Below are 15,271 nucleotides of genomic sequence, written 5' to 3'. Positions count from 1 at the left end.
CGATGAGACGTCCGTCGGTGATGGACAGGGTTCGCGCGCGTGTCCCCGGCGTACCACGGAGCGGGCGGGAGGTGCTCACCTCGCTGCAGGTTCTGTCGACGCTCAGGGCGAAGGGTTGGCACCGGTCGGTCTCGGGCGGGGCGCCGAGCGGCTCGGACGGCGGGCCACGCCCCTGGTTGACCTACGGGGCGATGCACTGGCTCGCCACGCACGTCGGAGCCGATCGCCGGGTGTTCGAGTACGGTGCCGGCTCGTCGACCGCATGGTTCGCGGACGCGCTGCGGGTGCGGGAGATCGTGGCCGTCGAACACGACGCCGACTGGTTCCGTCGGGTTCCGCAACCCCGCCACGGTCGGGTCCTGCACGTGCCCTGCGACGGGACCTGGTGGGAGGCGGACGGGTCCGCGCCCTACGTACGGGCCATCGAGGAAGGCGCGCCCTGGGACGTGATCATCATCGACGGGATGGCGCGGACCACCTGCTCCCGTCTCGCGCAGGAGTACCTGACGCCCTCGGGGCTGGTGGTACTCGACGACACCGATCGCCCGACGACACGTCCGGCCGACGACGCGCTCACCGCCCAGGGATTCGGCCGGCTGGACTTCTGGGGCTTCAAGCCCGGGTTGGGTGTCGACGCCTGCACGACGGTGTTCAGCCGCGACTTCAACGCGTGGATGGTGCCGGCGACAGACGCCGTCCGCTAGTGCTGACCGCTCGGGTGGAAGGAGGCACCGGGAATGGCTGAACGGGTACTGATCGTGTCGCAGGATCACGAGGGGCACCGGTTGATGTATGTCCGCCTCCTGGCGTCCGCTGCCCTGGATCGCGGCGACAGCGTGGTGCTCGCCCTCACCCGGTCCGGCCTCCGGTCCACCGAGCATCGGCTGCACCTCGCCGAGGTGGCCGACCGCTGCCGACAGGTGGCGCTGGCGGATCCGTCGCTGACCGTCAGCGGTGTGCGCCGGCAGGCGATGCGGTACGGCTGCACGCGGGTCCTGGTTCCCGACGGCGACCGGTTCGCGATCCGGCTCGGGATTCGGGGCTGGCCGCCGGGCCCCCCGATCGTCGTTCTGGTCACTCAGGACCCCCGCTGGAACACCGACAACCGGCCGTCGATACGGGCCCGGTTGAAGACGAAGGACCTCATCCTGCGACGCACCGAACGGCTTCCCGGGGTCCGGCTGCTGTACCTGTCGGACCACTCGGTAGCGGGCCGGAAGGCCCGCGCGGCCGTCGCGCCCGACCCGGTGTTCTTCGACGCGGAGGACCAGGACCCGACCGCCCTGCGCGGCGCGCTCGGTGTCCCCGAGGACCGGTTCGTCTTCCTCGTGGCGGGTAAGGTGTCGGCCCGCAAGAACCTGCCCCTGGTGCTCCGCTGCCTGCTGCGACTGGCGGACCGGCCGGTGGCGCTGTTCGTGTGTGGGCAACTCGATCCGTCGGTGCGTGCGGAGGTGCAGCCGCTGCTCGACAGGGCCCGAGCCGCAGGGGTGCCGGTGATTCTGGACGACCGGGTGCAGACCGATCACGCCATCAACTGCGCGGTGCAGGCGAGCGACTGTGTCATGGTGGCGTACTCCAGCGACCAGCCCAACTCGATGATGGTCAAGGGCATCCGAGCAGGACGGCAGGTGGTCGTCGCGGGATCCGACCAGTTGGTGACCTGGGCCCAGCATCTCGGGCTGAGCCTCTGCGGACCACTGACCGAGGAGTCCGTGACCGGGCTGATGGAGAAGGCGATCGCCGCGCCCACGCCCGCCCCCCGGGTGGATCTGGGCAGCGACGCGTTCGTCGAGGCTTTCCTTTCATGATCGGTCGTGGCGGCCTCGCGGCGCAGACCGTGATCCTGGTCGTCGCGGGAGCCGCCTCACAGGCGCTGTACGCGGTCCTCGTCGCCCTGGTGGCGAATCGGGCGGGCCCAGCCGCGTTCGGCCTGGCGGCCGGCGCGATGGGCGTCGGTGGGATGTTGGTCGGAGTGGTGGACTTCGGCTTCAACGCCTTCTCGGTGCGGGAGCTCGCCGCCGGTCGGATCACCGAGGAGAGCTACTGGAACCGGCTGCGGGTGCTGTTCGCCGTGGCCGTCGCCGGCGCGCTCGTCATCTCGATGGCGGCACTGGCGACCCCGTGGCCGGAACTCGGTCTGGTGGTCGCCCTCGTCCTGCTCAGCCGGACGGCGATCAACGGCGTCGTGGTGCCGCTGAGGGCTGCCCGTCGGGTCATGAAGGTCGCCACCGTTCTCCTGTTGGAGCGCCTGGTGGCGCTCGTCCTGGCGGTGGTGCTCCTGACGACCACAGCGGTCGGTGCGCTGCCGACGCTGTGGTGGTCACTGGTCGGTGGTGCGTTCGCCGCCTTGGCGGCCGGCGTCCTGCTCGGCGGCCCGTCCCGGCTTCGCTGGGTGCCCACCGGCCTCACCGCACCGTGGCGGGCGACGGCGGGCTACGGCAGGTTCTCGTTGGCCGTCAGCGCCACCTCGCTGGACGTCACGTTGCTCGCGGCGACCGGTGGCAGCGCGCAGGCGGGCATCTACAGCGCGGTGTCCCGATGGACCCAGCCTGTCCAGTTCTTCGCCCAGGCGTACTCGTCCGCCGCCGCACCGGCCATCGCGCAGGCGTCCTCTTCCCGGGTCGCGTTGCAGGCGGTGCGCAGATCCCTCTGGCTGCTCTGCGGAGCAGTCGTCACATGTGCCGCTCTCGTCCTGCTCGCACCCACCGCGGTCTCCCTGGTGCTCGGCGACACCTACCGGCAGTCCGCCGACGTGTTGGTGGTGCTGTCGATCGGTGCCGCGGTGGTGGTGGTGAACCAGCCCCTCGCGACGTTCCTCCAGGCCCGGGGCCACGAGAACGTGGTGGGGATCTGCACGGTCGGCACGGTGTCGCTGCAGTTGGTCGCGGTCTGTGTGACAGCCGGTCCGTTCGGTGCGCAGGGCGCCGCCTGGTCGTACGGGGTGGGTCAACTCGCGCTGACCGCCCTGCTCGCCACGTACGCGTCGCTGCTGGTCCGGCGGCATCGGCGCGACGGGGCCCACCGACCCGGCCCGGGCGTGCGTGAGCCCGTACTGGCTGCGGACGCTCGGGGTGCCGACACCTGACCCCGTCTGGTGTGTCGACATTGGCCCCTTTGGTGACGTTTCGAAGGCTCCTGCTCGCTCGTTGGGCCGATTGCGGCCATTGACACCGCCGGCAGCTGCCGGCTGGACGCGAGCCATCAGTAACGAACGGAGCGGCAGTGACTTTTTTGACCACTGGACGGCGAGTCCTGATCACCGGTGGAACGGGTTCGTTCGGCCGGACGATGGTCCGCCGACTTCTCGATCGGGACGTCGCTGAGGTCCGGGTGTTCAGCCGGGACGAGGCCAAGCAGGACGAGATGCGCCGACTCCTCGGCGACGAGCGCGTCCGCTACTACGTCGGGGACGTACGTGACTACGACTCCGTGCTGCGGGCCAGCCGCGGCATCGACCACGTGTTCCACGCGGCCGCCCTCAAACAGGTGCCCTCGTGCGAGTTCTTTCCCCTCGAGGCGGTGCGGACGAACATCCTCGGCAGCGCGAACGTCGTCGAGGCAGCCGAGCGTAACGGCGTCGGCTCGGTGGTGGTGCTGAGCACGGACAAGGCCGTCTACCCGGTCAACGCGATGGGCATGAGCAAGGCGATGATGGAGAAGGTCGCGCAGGCGCACGCCCGCAACAACCCGAACAGCGCCACCACCGTCTCCTGCGTCCGGTACGGCAACGTCATGTACTCCCGCGGCTCGGTGATCCCGCTGTTCATCGAGCAGATCAAGGCCGGGCGCGCGCCGACCGTCACCGACCCGACGATGACCCGCTTCCTGATGTCCCTCGGCGAGTCGGTGGAGCTGGTGGAGCACGCCTTCCAGCACGCCCGCCCGGGTGACATCTTCATTCGCAAGGCGGCCGCCTGCACCATCGGTGACCTGGCCGAGGCGGTCTGCGAACTCTTCAACGTACCGGCGAAGCTGGACGTCATCGGCGTCCGGCACGGCGAGAAGCTCGACGAGACGTTGGCCAGCCGCGAGGAGCTGACGCAGGCGGAGGACTTCGGCGAGTTCCTCCGGGTGCCGCTGGACGCCCGCGATCTGAACTACTCGCTCTACGTCTCCGAGGGCGAGCTGGACGAAGGGCCCGTCGAGGACTTCAACTCGTCCAATGCGCCACGGATGGGCGTACCGGAGATCATCGAACTGCTGAAGAGGTTGCCGGAGGTCCGCGCCGAGCTGGCCCTGCGTGACCCGGTGCTGGCGTGCTGAAGCTGGCGTTGACCGGGGGCGGCGGATTTCTCGGCTGGCACGTGCGGGTGCTGCTGCGGGCGCTCGGTTGGCCGGAGCCGGTGATCATCACGCGCGCGGACCTGGCCGATCCTCGTGTCGTCGGCGCCAAGGTCAGCGGTGTCGACCGGGTGCTGCACCTGGCCGGCGTGAACCGCGGCGATCCGGCGGAGGTCGCCGAGGGTAACCTGCGCCTCGCCGCGCAACTCGCCGCCGGCCTGCGCGTCGCCGCGGATCCGCCGGCCTGCGTCGTCTACGCGAACTCGGTACAGGCTGGCAACGGCACGCCGTACGGCGACGCCAAGGCGGACGCCGCGCGGATCCTCGCCGACACCGGCATGCCGCTGGAGGACGTGCTGCTGTCCAACCTCTACGGCGAGCACGGCCGCCCGCACTACAACTCGGCGGTGGCGACGTTCTGCCGCGTGCTCGCCGAGGGTGGGCGGCCGGAGGTCCACACCGATCGCGAGATCGCCCTGGTGCACGTGACCGACGCCGCGGCCCGGCTCGTCGGCGTGCCGGCGGGTGGTTCCTGGGATCCGACCATGCCCGCGTTGCGGCTGGGCGTCCGTGAGCTCGCCGAACGTCTGGCCGGGCTGGCCGCCACCTACCGCACCGGCGAGATCCCGGTCCTGACCGACCGGCACCTCGTGCGGTTGTTCAACACCTACCGGTCGCACTGCTTCCCGGCGCACTTCCCGCTGGCACTGCCCCGCCGCGCCGATGTCCGCGGCGAGCTGGTGGAGACGGTCAAGGTGCACGGTGGCGCGGGGCAGACGTTCAGCTCCACCAGTCACCCGGGCGTGACCCGGGGCGAGCACTTCCACCTGGCGAAGGTCGAGCGGTTCGTGGTGTTGCGTGGCACCGCTGAGATCAGCCTGCGGCGGGTCGGTGACACCGACGTGGTGCGCTTTCCGGTCTCCGGGGACGCGCCGGTCGCCGTCGACATGCCCACCATGTGGGTGCACAAGCTGGTCAACACCGGTGACGACGAACTGGTCACCCTGTTCTGGACCAACGAGCTGTTCGACCCGGCGTGTCCGGACACCTGGCCGGAACCGGTGGAGTCGCGGATTCCGAAACCCGCGGTGGTCGCCGCGTGAGGGTCGGCCTGGTCAGCCAGTGGTATCCGCCGGAGGGTGTGTTCATCCCGGGCAATCTGGCACAGCACCTGAGCGCGCGCGGCCACCACGTGCGGGTGCTCACCACCTATCCGAGCTACCCGCACGGGCGGCTCTACCCGGGCTGGCGGCAACGCTGGCGGCATGTCGAGATGCAGGGGGCCGTCGCGGTGCGACGGGTTCCCGCGTACCCGAGCCACGACACGTCGGCGCTGCGCCGAGCGGCCAGCCACATCACGTTCGGTGTGAGCAGCGCGCTCGCCGGCCCGAACTGGCTCGGTGGCGTCGACGTCACGTACGTCTACCATCCACCGCCCACGGCGGTCGCCGCCGCCGCGCTCGTCCGGGCCGCCCGGCGTACGCCGATCGTCCTGCACGTGCAGGACATGTGGCCTGATTCGGTCCTGCATTCCGGGATGTCCCCGACCGGTCTGGCCGGACGAGCGGTGGCGGGCGGTCTGGACGTCCTCATGCGCACGGCGTACCGGTTGGCGGCCGCGATCGTGGTGATCTCACCGGCGATGGCAGCCCTCGTGGTGGAGCGGGGCGCCGATCCGAGCCGTGTGCGTGTGGTGTGGAACTGGACCGACGACGTTCTGTTCCGGCCCGTGGCACCGACGGACGCGGCCCGCGCGACGCTCGGACGACGCGACCGGTGCACGGTGATGTTCACCGGCAACCTTGGTCTGCTCCAGGGCGTGGACACGGCGATCCGCGCGGCGGCCGCCGTCCGGGACCGGGTGGACCTGGTGCTGGTCGGTTCGGGTGCCTACGAGGACGAGGCCCGCCGGCTCGCCACCGAGTTGAACGCGGACAACGTCCGCTTCGTCGGTCGCCGCCCGCCGACGGAGATGGCCGAGCTGTACGCGGCGGCCGACTGGCAGCTGGTGTGCCTGCGGGATCTGCCGGCGCTCCGCGGCACCGTCCCGTCGAAGTTGCAGGCGGCTTTTGCCTGCGGCGCTCCGGTGATCGCCGCCCTGGGCGGGGACGCCGCCGCTCTCGTCGAGTCGACCGGAGCCGGCCTGGTGTGCCCACCGGGGGACTGGGCGGTGCTCGCGGATCGTCTGCGGCAGGCGGCCGACACGGCTGCGGCCGAGCGCGTCGCCATGGGTCAGCGGGCCCGCCGGGCCTACCAGGAGCGCATGTGCGTGCGGGTCGGCGTCGACCAGTTCGAGGACATTCTGACGAAGGTGGCAGCAGGGAAAGGACGGCCATGACCCGTGTGATGACGCTGGTGGGTACCCGGCCGGAGATCATCCGGCTCTCGCGGGTGATGGCGAGGCTGGACGACGTGGTGGAGCACGTGCTGGTCCACACCGGCCAGAACTGGGACAGCTCGTTGTCCGAGATCTTCTTCAAGGAGTTGCGTATCCGGGAACCGGACCGGTTCCTGCGCGTGGACACCTCGACGCTCGGCCGGGTGCTCGGTGGCGTACTGGTCGGTGTGGAGGAGGCCATTGCCGAGGTGCGACCGGACGCATTGCTCGTGCTCGGCGACACCAACAGCTGCATCGGCGCGCTGATGGCCCGCCGGCTGCGGGTGCCGGTCTACCACATGGAGGCCGGCAACCGCTGTTTCGACCTCAACGTTCCGGAGGAGACGAACCGACGTCTGGTGGACCACGTCGCCGACTTCAATCTCGTCTACACGGAGCACGCCCGGCGGAACCTGCTGGCCGAAGGGCTGCACCCGCGCCGGATCCTGCACACCGGTTCCCCCATGCGCGAGGTGCTCGAGCACTACCGGATGGACATCGAGGCATCGACGATCCTGCGTCAGTTGGAGCTGACGCCGGGCCGGTACTTCCTGGTCAGCGCACACCGCGAGGAGAACGTGGACAGCCCGGACCGGTTGGCCCGGTTGCTGGAATGCCTGCGCGCGGTTCGTGACCGCTGGCAGTTCCCGGTACTCGTGTCCACCCACCCCCGGACCCGCAAGCGGCTGGAGTCGTTGGCGCCCGGCGCAGCGGCGCTGGACGGGATCGCCTTCCACGAGCCGTTCGGTCTGCTCGACTACGTGCACCTGCAGACGAAGGCCTTCTGCACGCTGTCGGACAGCGGCACGATCAGCGAGGAGTCGGCGATCCTCAACTTCGCCGCGGTGACGCTGCGCGAGTCGATCGAACGCCCGGAGGCGTTGGACGCCGGCGGCATCATCATGACCGGTCTCGACCCGGATGGCGTGGTGGAGGCGATCCAGGTGACAGTCGACCAGGTCCACGCCGAGGGAGTGCCCTGTCCGGTCGACTACCAGGTTCGGGACACCTCCCGGCGGGTGGTCGACTTCATCCTGTCCACCGTCCGCAGGCACCACGACTGGGCGGGCATCCGCCGCTGACCGTCGGGACAGGCAGCGGGCCCGGCGACCTCGGTCGCCGGGCCCGCTGAGTCTTGCGGCTCGGCCTAACGGGCCAGCGGCACGTGGATCGTTCCCGGCCGGGTGCTCGCCGGTGTGCACAGCGCCGCCAGGTGGGCGATCAGCTTCTCCGCGTCGTCGTACGGGTCGAGTCCGCCCACGTCGAGCGGGTCGAGCGCCGGCACGGTGACGTGTGAGATGAGCGGGTGCAGCGGACGGTCGTCGACCTCGCCGGTGCCGAGCAGGTCCTCGTGGAGTTTCTCGCCGGGCCGAAGCCCGGTGTAGACGATCGGCACCAGACTGTCAGCCTGCTCGGCCATCTGCCTCGCCAGGTCGGCGATGCGTACCGGCGCGCCCATGTCCAGCACGAGGGCCTCTCCGTCCCGGCCGATCTCGGCGGCCTGGAGCACCAGCCGCACCGCCTCCTCCAGCGTCATCAGATAGCGGGTGACGTCCGGATGGGTCACTGTCAACGGATTGCCGGACGCGATCTGGCGTTGGAACGCGGTGATCACTGAGCCGCGGCTGCTGAGCACGTTGCCGAAGCGGACACTGAGGAAGGTGCCGGGGAACCGGCCTGCGGCGTGCGCGGTCAGCCGTTCGGTGATGCGCTTGGAGTAGCCGAGCACGCTGATCGGGTCGGCGGCCTTGTCGGTGCTGATGTTGACGAACTTGGCGACGTCGCGGCACGCGTCCAGCACCGAGAGCGTGCCCCACACGTTTGTCATCACCGCTTCGCCGGGGTTGCGTTGCAGGAGCGTGAGGTGCTTCAGCGCCGCGGCGTGGAAGATGACGTCCGGCCGGCGCTCTCGGATGATGCGCCGGACACGCTCGTCGTCGCGCAGGTCGGCGAGGATCAGCTCGGGGCCGTCGAGCATGGCCCGCCCGTTCAGCGACATCTGTAGGGCGTGCAGGGCGGACTCGTCGCGGTCGAGCATCATCAGCTCGCCGGGGTCGGTCTTCAGAACTTGGCGGCACAGCTCCGAACCGATCGAACCGCCGGCACCGGTGACCAGCACCCGCAGACCGGCGAGGCCGTCCCCGCTCAGCGGCAGGTCGCCGACCACCTGCCGACGCCCCAGCAGGTCGCTGATCTGCACGTCCCGTACGTCGGTGACGGTGATGCGGTGGTCGACCAGTTCGCGGACCGGGGGCAGCACCTTGAAGGCGGCACCGGTCTGCAGGGTGGCCTCGCGGATCTGGCGGATCAGCGCGGCGTCGGCGCTGGCCACCGAGAAGATGACTGTGGTGGCGCCGGTGCGACGGACCGCCTCGGCGAGGTCCGCCCGGCCGCCCAGCACGCGGACACCGCCGAAACGCAGGTTGCGCTTGTCGGGGTCGTCGTCCAGCGCGCCGACCGGCAGGTACCTGCCGCGTGGGTCGCCGATCATCGCGCGCAGTAGCCCCTGACCGGCGTCGCCGAGGCCGAACAGCAGCACCGGCGTGGCGGAGCGCACGTCGGGCCGCATCGCGAGGTCGTGCCGGTGCCGGTACGCGGAGCGGGCCGCGAGCATCAACAGCAGCGTCAGTGAACCGCCGATCAGCGGGGTGCTGGCCGGCACCGGTCGGTCGGCCGACGGCAGCAGCCCGATCAGCAGGATGGCGATGGGTGTGGCGACGTTTCCGGCGAGCCCTCGCACCTCCTGGAGGCTGCCGAGTGGGTGCCGGCCCGAGTGGAGCCGGCGCACCGCAGCGACAGCCACGTAGATCAGCGCCGCGATGCCGCCGACGCCTGCTGCGCGGCTCAGCTGCCCGGCCGGCGGGTGGAACTCGTAGCGGGTCCAGACGGCGGCGACGAAGCCGCCTACCCACGCTGCGGTGTCGGTGGCGAGGAAACCCAGAGCGCGGCGGCGCGCCCGGGCCCGACGGACCCGTTGTTCGGCAGGCTCGGTCCTATCGGTGTCTTGCGACATTTTTGCTCCCGTCTCCGACCGATTGGCCCCGCAGAGCAAGGGTTTGGGGCTCTTTATCCTTTTTACACTTTTATCGGATGTTTCGCGGAATAACTGGATGGTGGCGGCTGCGAGCCAACCAGCTCAGCGCGCCGGCACGCCCTTGACCACCACGCCGTCAGGCACGTTCCGCACCACGCAGGCTCCGGCGCCGACGGTGCTGTCTCGACCTATCCGAAGGCCCTGCAGCACCGCCGCCGTCGTCCCCACCAGCACGCCCTCCGCCAGGTGGCAGTCACCGGAGATCGCGGCGAGCGGATTGACCGAGACGAAGTCGGCAAGCACCGAGTCGTGCCCCACAGTGGTGTTCTGGTTGAGATGGACGTGCCGGCCCACCGTCACGTTGGTGGTGATGCGGGCGCCCGCGAAGACGACCAGGCCGGGCCCGTGCCGCGTGTCCGGCCCGACCGTCGCGTCCGGGTGGACGAGACTGCCGGCTGGACTGCCGTACGCGTCCACCCGCGCGGCGACGGCTCGTCGCACCTTGGGGTCACCGATCCCGATGACGTGGTGGAGATCCGCCGGCGCGTCCCGTAGCCACGCGAGCCCACCCAGGTAGGGCACCTCCAGGCGCTGCACCCGCTTGAGGTTCTCCTCCGACGGCCGGTCGTCGACGAAACCGACCAGGTCCCACTGTTGTCCTCCGGCGACCGCGGCCGCCCGTGCGATAGCCAGTGCCTCCCGGCCGTGGCCGCCGCAACCCACGATGACCAGTGGCGTCACCCGGATACCGCTCCCGTCCGGACGGCCAGGAAACCTTCGATCGCGCCGAACACCGTGGCGATCTGCTGCTCGGTGAGGCCGCTGCCGCTGGGCAGGGTCAACCCCTCGGCGAAGAGATCGTCGGCCGCCCCGGTGAGCAGGCTCTCGAAGTCGGCGTACGCGGGCTGCCGGTGCATCGGCTTCCACACCGGCCGCGTCTCGATGTTCTGGGCGGCGAGGTGTGCGGCGAGATCAGCGGCCCGCCAACCCGAGCGCTCCGACCGCACCCGGATGACGGTGAGCCAGCAGTTGGACTCGACGTCCTCGGCGCCGACCAGCTCCACTCCGGGCACCGAGGCGAAGAGCTTCGCGTACCGGTCTCGCAGCAGGCGACGGCGGCCGATCATTCCGTCGAGCCGTGCCAGCTGGGCCCGGCCCACCGCGGCCAGCAGGTTGCTGAGGCGGTAGTTGTAGCCGGTCTCCCGGTGCTCGTAGTGCGCCACGGGCTCCCGCGCCTGGCTGGCCAGGTGGCGGGCGCGGGCCAGCAGCGGAAGGTCGTCGGAGACGAGCATCCCGCCGCTCGACGTCGTTATGATCTTGTTGCCGTTGAACGACAGAGCGCCGACCTGGCCGAATGAGCCGGCCGCCCGGCCGTGGTCTGTGGCCCCGAGCGCTTCCGCTGCGTCCTCGACGACCGGCACGCCCGCATCCCCGCAGACCGGCAACAACGCCGGGTAGTCGGCGCAGCTACCGAACATGTCGACCGGCACGACCGCGCCGACCCGCTCGCCGCGGGCGCGCAGCCGGTGCAGCAACTCGCTCAACAGTGGCACGTCGATGTTGCCGGTGCGCGCGTCGCAGTCGACGAAGACCGGCCGGGCGCCGGTGTAGCGCACGGCGTTCGCGGTGGCCACGAAGGTCAGCGTCGGGACGACGACGGCGTCACCCGGTTGGACGCCCACCCCGAGGAGCGCCAGGTGCAGCGCTGCGGTGCCGGAGCTGACCGCGACCGCGCCGCGTGTGCCGACCCGCGCCGCGACCTCGTTCTCGAAGGCATCCAGATCGGGACCGACGGGTGCGACCCAGCCGGACCGCAGGGCCGCGACGAGGTACGACTCCTCCAGGGGGCCGACGTCGGGATGGGAGAGGTGCACTCGGTCCGTCATCGGCGTTCGCCCTGCCGTACCGTCACCGCGGTGCGACGCCCCGTCGGGACGGTCCTCAGCGGTGCGGTGGCCCCGGCCGGACTGCCGAGGAATGTCGGAGCGGTGGCCACGCCGGCTGCCGAGATCCCCTCGCGACGCAGCACGGTGCGGACCGTCGCCGCCAGGATCGTCAGGTCGAGTGCGAGACAGCGGGTGTCGACGTACTCCACGTCGAGGTCGAACTTCGTCTCCCAGCTCAGCCCGTTGCGGCCGCGCACCTGCGCCAGGCCGGTCACGCCCGGCCGCACCTCGTGCCGGCGGGCCTGGTGAGGCGAGTAGCGGGGGAGGTACTCCGGCAGCAGCGGGCGGGGGCCGACCAGGCTCATCTCGCCCCGCAGCACGTTCCAGAGCGTGGGCAGCTCGTCCAGGCTGGTGGCACGCAGCCACCGTCCGAGCGGCGTCAGTCGGTCGCCGTCCTCGACAAGGCCGAGGCGGGGGTCGGGCGCACGCATCGTGCGGAACTTGATCAGCTCGAACGGCTCGCCGTGCCGGCCCGTGCGGAGCTGGCGGAACAGCACGGGACGCCCCAACCCGACGGCGACCAGCAGTGCCACCGTGGCGATCACCGGCACCAGCAGTGCGAGCAGGATGACGGCCGCGACGATGTCGATCACCCGCTTGCCGCGATCGGGTCGAACCGTTCGCTGAGGATCTTCGACGGTACTGACGCCCAGAACCGGCACCTTCCACCTCCCGCTCGGACAAATGCCTCTTATGGGTCTACCAGCTATGCGAGTGCGATACAGCGCAAACAGTCACAGTCAGTGCTGATCCCGACGGAACAACGCGGACCGGGACGGGAGGACACGGGTGTGTGAGCTGGTGGCCAGGGGAAACGGCGCTCCGGCACAAGCTGCCGACCGGCGGCGCGTCAGCTCCCGCGCTTGAGCACGGCGGCGAGCGCGCTGTCGAGCCGAGGGGCCAACGTCCGGGAGTAGGTGGCGGTGAGGTGGTTGCCGTCCCGGTAGACCAGCACGCCACCGATGACGGGCGCGCAGCGGTCGGTGGGGCATATCGCGTCGTTGAGGTTGACGAGATGCACGCCCTGTTGACCCTCTGCCGCCTGCTCCTGGGCGACGCCTCCACCGGCCGCCAGCACCTCGTCCCGGGACGGGGCGCACCGGGTGAGCTTGTCGGGGTTGGCCGAGACGCATTCGACGGGGTCTCGACGGTGGTACGGCGTGTCGCGGAGCACCGCCACCGGAATCTTGACCTCGGTCATCTCCCGCCAGGTCTCACGGAGACCGTCCGCCAACGTCTCGTTGACCCGCTGCGTGATCGGTTTGCCGTCACGCACCGGGAGATAGAGCGAGTTGCTGACCAGCAACAGGTCGGGTGGATCGGCGCGTAGTTGGTCGCGGACACGCTGGTTCCACTCGGTGCAGCTCTCGTACGGCCGTCCGGCCAGTGCCACCTCTGCCTTGAGAAACGGGCACGAGGACTTGGTGTGTGAGATCACCCGCCACTTCTGCTTGGCGGCGACCTCCTCGAGGGCGGGCAGCCATTGCGCGGCATGGGAGTCGCCGGCGAGTACGACGGTGAAGGTCGAGTCTCGGACGCCGTAGACGCAGGTCAGCGGATTGCTGCTGTTCTGCTGGACGTGACAGCCCGTTCGCGCGGTGGTCGGCAGATCCTTCGGTGCGACCAACGGGTCCGGGACGATGGACGCGACCCGGTCGACGGGTCGGCCCGCCTTGTCGCCTCGGGGTGACTGACCGAGGGCCGCGGCACCGGGCGGTCCGACGGGCGTGGCGCTCGCTGACGGGCTGGACCCGGCCACCGGCGGCAGTGCCGAGACGGGTGGGGGCGGCTGTGCCGCGGGCCAGACGGTGAGTTGGAAGAGGAGCCCGGCGATCACGGCCGCGCCCGTGCACGCGGCTCCGACGCGCAGCGCCTGCGCCGGTTGCCATTGCAGCGTTTGCGACCGACGAATCGGGTTCTCGACGAAGTGGTAGGTGAGGACCGCCGGCACGACCGAGGCCGCCACCACGGCCAGGCGCGCGGTCGCGCTCAACTCGCCGAACTGGTAGTCGGCGATGACCAGCAGCGGCCAGTGCCACAGATAGAGCGAGTAGGACAGCGCGCCGACCGCGCGCATCGGCGGCAGGCTGAGCAGCCCCGCTGGCCCGGCGCGGCGGGCCGCCACCGCGAACGCGATGACCGCCGCCGTGCCGCCGGTCGGCAGCAACGCGATGTACCCGGGAAACGCTGACGTGGCGTCCAGCAGGAACGCCGAAGCGACAACTGCGGCGAGGCCGGACCAGGCGAGCAGGACTGCCAGCACGCGTGGGGTGCGATGCAGCAGTCCGCCGGCGATGGCCACCGCGCCGCCGAGCGCGAGTTCCCAGAGCCGAGTCGTGGTCACGAAGTACGCCGGAGCGGAATCGGTCGACGTCAGGTGGATCGACCAGGCGAAGGACGGCACGGCCACGACGGCGAACCCGAGCATCAGCACGCCCCGGCGTAGCCGTCGCCGGCCGCCGAGGACGGCCAGGCCGAGCAACAGCAGCGGCCAGAAGAGGTAGAACTGCTCCTCGACGCTGAGTGACCAGTAGTGTTGCAGGACGCTTGGGGCCTGGTCGACGAACATGTAGTCGACGGACTGCTCGGCGAGGCGCCAGTTCATCACGTACAGGGCGCTGCTCACCACATCCCACGCGGTGTTGGAGTAACGCACCCTCGGCAGGAACAGGTACGTGAGCAGCAGAGTGACCAGCAGCACCAGGCCGGCGGCGGGCAGCAGCCGCTTCGCGCGTCGGGCGTAGAAGCCGAGCAGCGAGATGCGCCCGGTGCCGTCGAGTTCGGCGACGAGTAGACCGGTGATCAGAAATCCGGAGATCACGAAGAAGACGTCCACACCGATGAAGCCGGCAGGGACGAACTGACTTCCGGCGTGCCCGGCCAGCACCAGGATGACCGCGAGAGCGCGTAGCCCTTCGATGTCGCCCCGGAAGGACGTCGCCCGTGCTGGGGCCGTCGGCCGGCTTCGTGTCTGCGTCATCGTCCCACCCGAAAATAGAGTGTTATTCCTTTTTGACGTCGAAACGAGGCCAACGTCCGGTATGGTTCCCGCTGCGGATAAACGAGGCGGGCCGCGCGAGGGTGCGCTCAGCAGGCAGCCCGGGTCAGCGCGCGGGCTGTCCCGTCCGTCGAGCGAAGGCATGCCGACGGCGCCATCGGCCGGCCGGGCAGTAGTGACGTGACGCGGGCGTCAGCCGTCAGAACCGGCGTCCAGCCGGCGGGCGAGCAGGGTCCGCAGCGGGATCGACTCCCCGTCCCGGCCACCCTCGCCGACGATCAATGGCGCCGGGCTCGGCTCGGTCTGTGCGCCGAACAGCCGGGCTCGCAGACCTCCCGGCACTGTCAGCAGGTGGAACCGACCGTCCACGTCGACCGCTCGACTGCGGGCCTGGTCCACGTACCACCCGGACAGCCCGGTCCGGTACCAGCCACGACCGTCGTAGGAGCGCGCGACGAGCCGTGTCGGGCGCAGCCCTCGTCGGTTCGCCTCGGCCACGAACCAGGCGACGATCTTCGCGGCCTCGGCGTGCTCGGCCTCCCGCCGGCGTGCGTCGGCCGCCGCGTGCGCCAGCACCGCCTGCCGCTGCTGGTCCCGCCACGTCCGGCCGTCCGGCTCACTCACGACGTCGACGG

13 protein-coding genes are annotated in these 15,271 nt (G+C 70.5%); 7 read left to right on the top strand and 6 right to left on the bottom strand.

Translation table 11 applies throughout. The annotated features are described in order from the left end of the window. Nucleotides 1-2: 2 nt before the first annotated feature. The 7 genes from FHU34_RS23845 (at nt 3) to wecB (ending at nt 7,740) form a co-directional block, all read left to right on the top strand. Nucleotides 3-704 carry an O-methyltransferase gene (locus FHU34_RS23845; RefSeq protein ID WP_145784224.1) on the top strand — a complete coding sequence of 234 codons (702 nt, stop codon included), beginning with the start codon at nt 3-5 and terminating at the stop codon, nt 702-704. Nucleotides 705-737: 33 nt separating this feature from the next. Further along, entirely contained in the window at nt 738-1,808 is a 1,071-nt protein-coding gene (locus tag FHU34_RS23840; RefSeq protein ID WP_145784221.1) for a glycosyltransferase family protein, read from the top strand. Then, nucleotides 1,805-3,085 carry a lipopolysaccharide biosynthesis protein gene (locus FHU34_RS23835; RefSeq protein ID WP_145784219.1) on the top strand — a complete coding sequence of 427 codons (1,281 nt, stop codon included), beginning with the start codon at nt 1,805-1,807 and terminating at the stop codon, nt 3,083-3,085. Before FHU34_RS23840 ends, FHU34_RS23835 begins: the two co-directional genes overlap by 4 nt. A gap of 137 nt (nt 3,086-3,222) precedes the next feature. Next, nucleotides 3,223-4,263: an SDR family NAD(P)-dependent oxidoreductase gene (locus tag FHU34_RS23830; protein ID WP_145784217.1), complete on the top strand. Its 1,041-nt coding sequence runs from the start codon at nt 3,223-3,225 to the stop codon at nt 4,261-4,263. Further along, nucleotides 4,257-5,384, top strand: coding sequence for a polysaccharide biosynthesis C-terminal domain-containing protein (locus FHU34_RS23825; RefSeq protein ID WP_145784215.1), 1,128 nt, complete (start codon nt 4,257-4,259; stop codon nt 5,382-5,384). Before FHU34_RS23830 ends, FHU34_RS23825 begins: the two co-directional genes overlap by 7 nt. Beyond that, nucleotides 5,381-6,619 carry a glycosyltransferase family 4 protein gene (locus FHU34_RS23820; RefSeq protein ID WP_145784213.1) on the top strand — a complete coding sequence of 413 codons (1,239 nt, stop codon included), beginning with the start codon at nt 5,381-5,383 and terminating at the stop codon, nt 6,617-6,619. The genes FHU34_RS23825 and FHU34_RS23820 overlap by 4 nt, the downstream gene beginning before the upstream one ends. Next, nucleotides 6,616-7,740: a non-hydrolyzing UDP-N-acetylglucosamine 2-epimerase gene (wecB, locus tag FHU34_RS23815; protein ID WP_145784209.1), complete on the top strand. Its 1,125-nt coding sequence runs from the start codon at nt 6,616-6,618 to the stop codon at nt 7,738-7,740. The genes FHU34_RS23820 and wecB overlap by 4 nt, the downstream gene beginning before the upstream one ends. A 65-nt stretch (nt 7,741-7,805) precedes the next feature. Here wecB and FHU34_RS23810 read toward each other — a convergent pair whose 3' ends face one another. From FHU34_RS23810 to FHU34_RS23785, 6 genes are all read right to left on the bottom strand, one after another. Next, complete coding sequence (locus FHU34_RS23810; RefSeq protein WP_145784207.1) at nt 7,806-9,671, bottom strand: nucleoside-diphosphate sugar epimerase/dehydratase; 1,866 nt, start codon at nt 9,669-9,671, stop codon at nt 7,806-7,808. Between the two features lie 123 nt (nt 9,672-9,794). After that, the gene (locus FHU34_RS23805) at nt 9,795-10,433 is read right to left on the bottom strand and encodes an acetyltransferase (RefSeq protein ID WP_145784205.1); all 639 of its coding nucleotides are present in this window, start codon (nt 10,431-10,433) and stop codon (nt 9,795-9,797) included. Continuing rightward, nucleotides 10,430-11,578 (bottom strand): DegT/DnrJ/EryC1/StrS family aminotransferase, encoded by a 1,149-nt coding sequence (locus tag FHU34_RS23800; protein ID WP_145784203.1) that lies wholly within the window; start codon nt 11,576-11,578, stop codon nt 10,430-10,432. The genes FHU34_RS23805 and FHU34_RS23800 overlap by 4 nt, the downstream gene beginning before the upstream one ends. After that, a complete protein-coding gene (locus FHU34_RS23795; protein WP_244311809.1) occupies nt 11,575-12,231 on the bottom strand; it encodes a sugar transferase in 657 nt (218 codons plus the stop codon). The genes FHU34_RS23800 and FHU34_RS23795 overlap by 4 nt, the downstream gene beginning before the upstream one ends. Before the next feature lie 257 nt (nt 12,232-12,488). After that, on the bottom strand, nt 12,489-14,618 hold the full coding sequence (locus tag FHU34_RS23790; RefSeq protein ID WP_145784201.1) for an acyltransferase family protein: 2,130 nt from the start codon (nt 14,616-14,618) through the stop codon (nt 12,489-12,491). A 210-nt stretch (nt 14,619-14,828) separates the two neighbouring features. Next, nucleotides 14,829-15,260, bottom strand: a complete 432-nt coding sequence (locus FHU34_RS23785; protein ID WP_145784198.1) for a hypothetical protein — start codon at nt 15,258-15,260, stop codon at nt 14,829-14,831. Between the last annotated feature and the right edge of the window lie 11 nt (nt 15,261-15,271).

This window comes from Micromonospora taraxaci (assembly GCF_007830095.1).
Classification (GTDB): domain Bacteria; phylum Actinomycetota; class Actinomycetes; order Mycobacteriales; family Micromonosporaceae; genus Micromonospora; species Micromonospora taraxaci.
The sequence above is the reverse complement of the archived record's forward strand: the minus strand, read 5'-3'. Positions and strand labels throughout refer to the sequence as shown.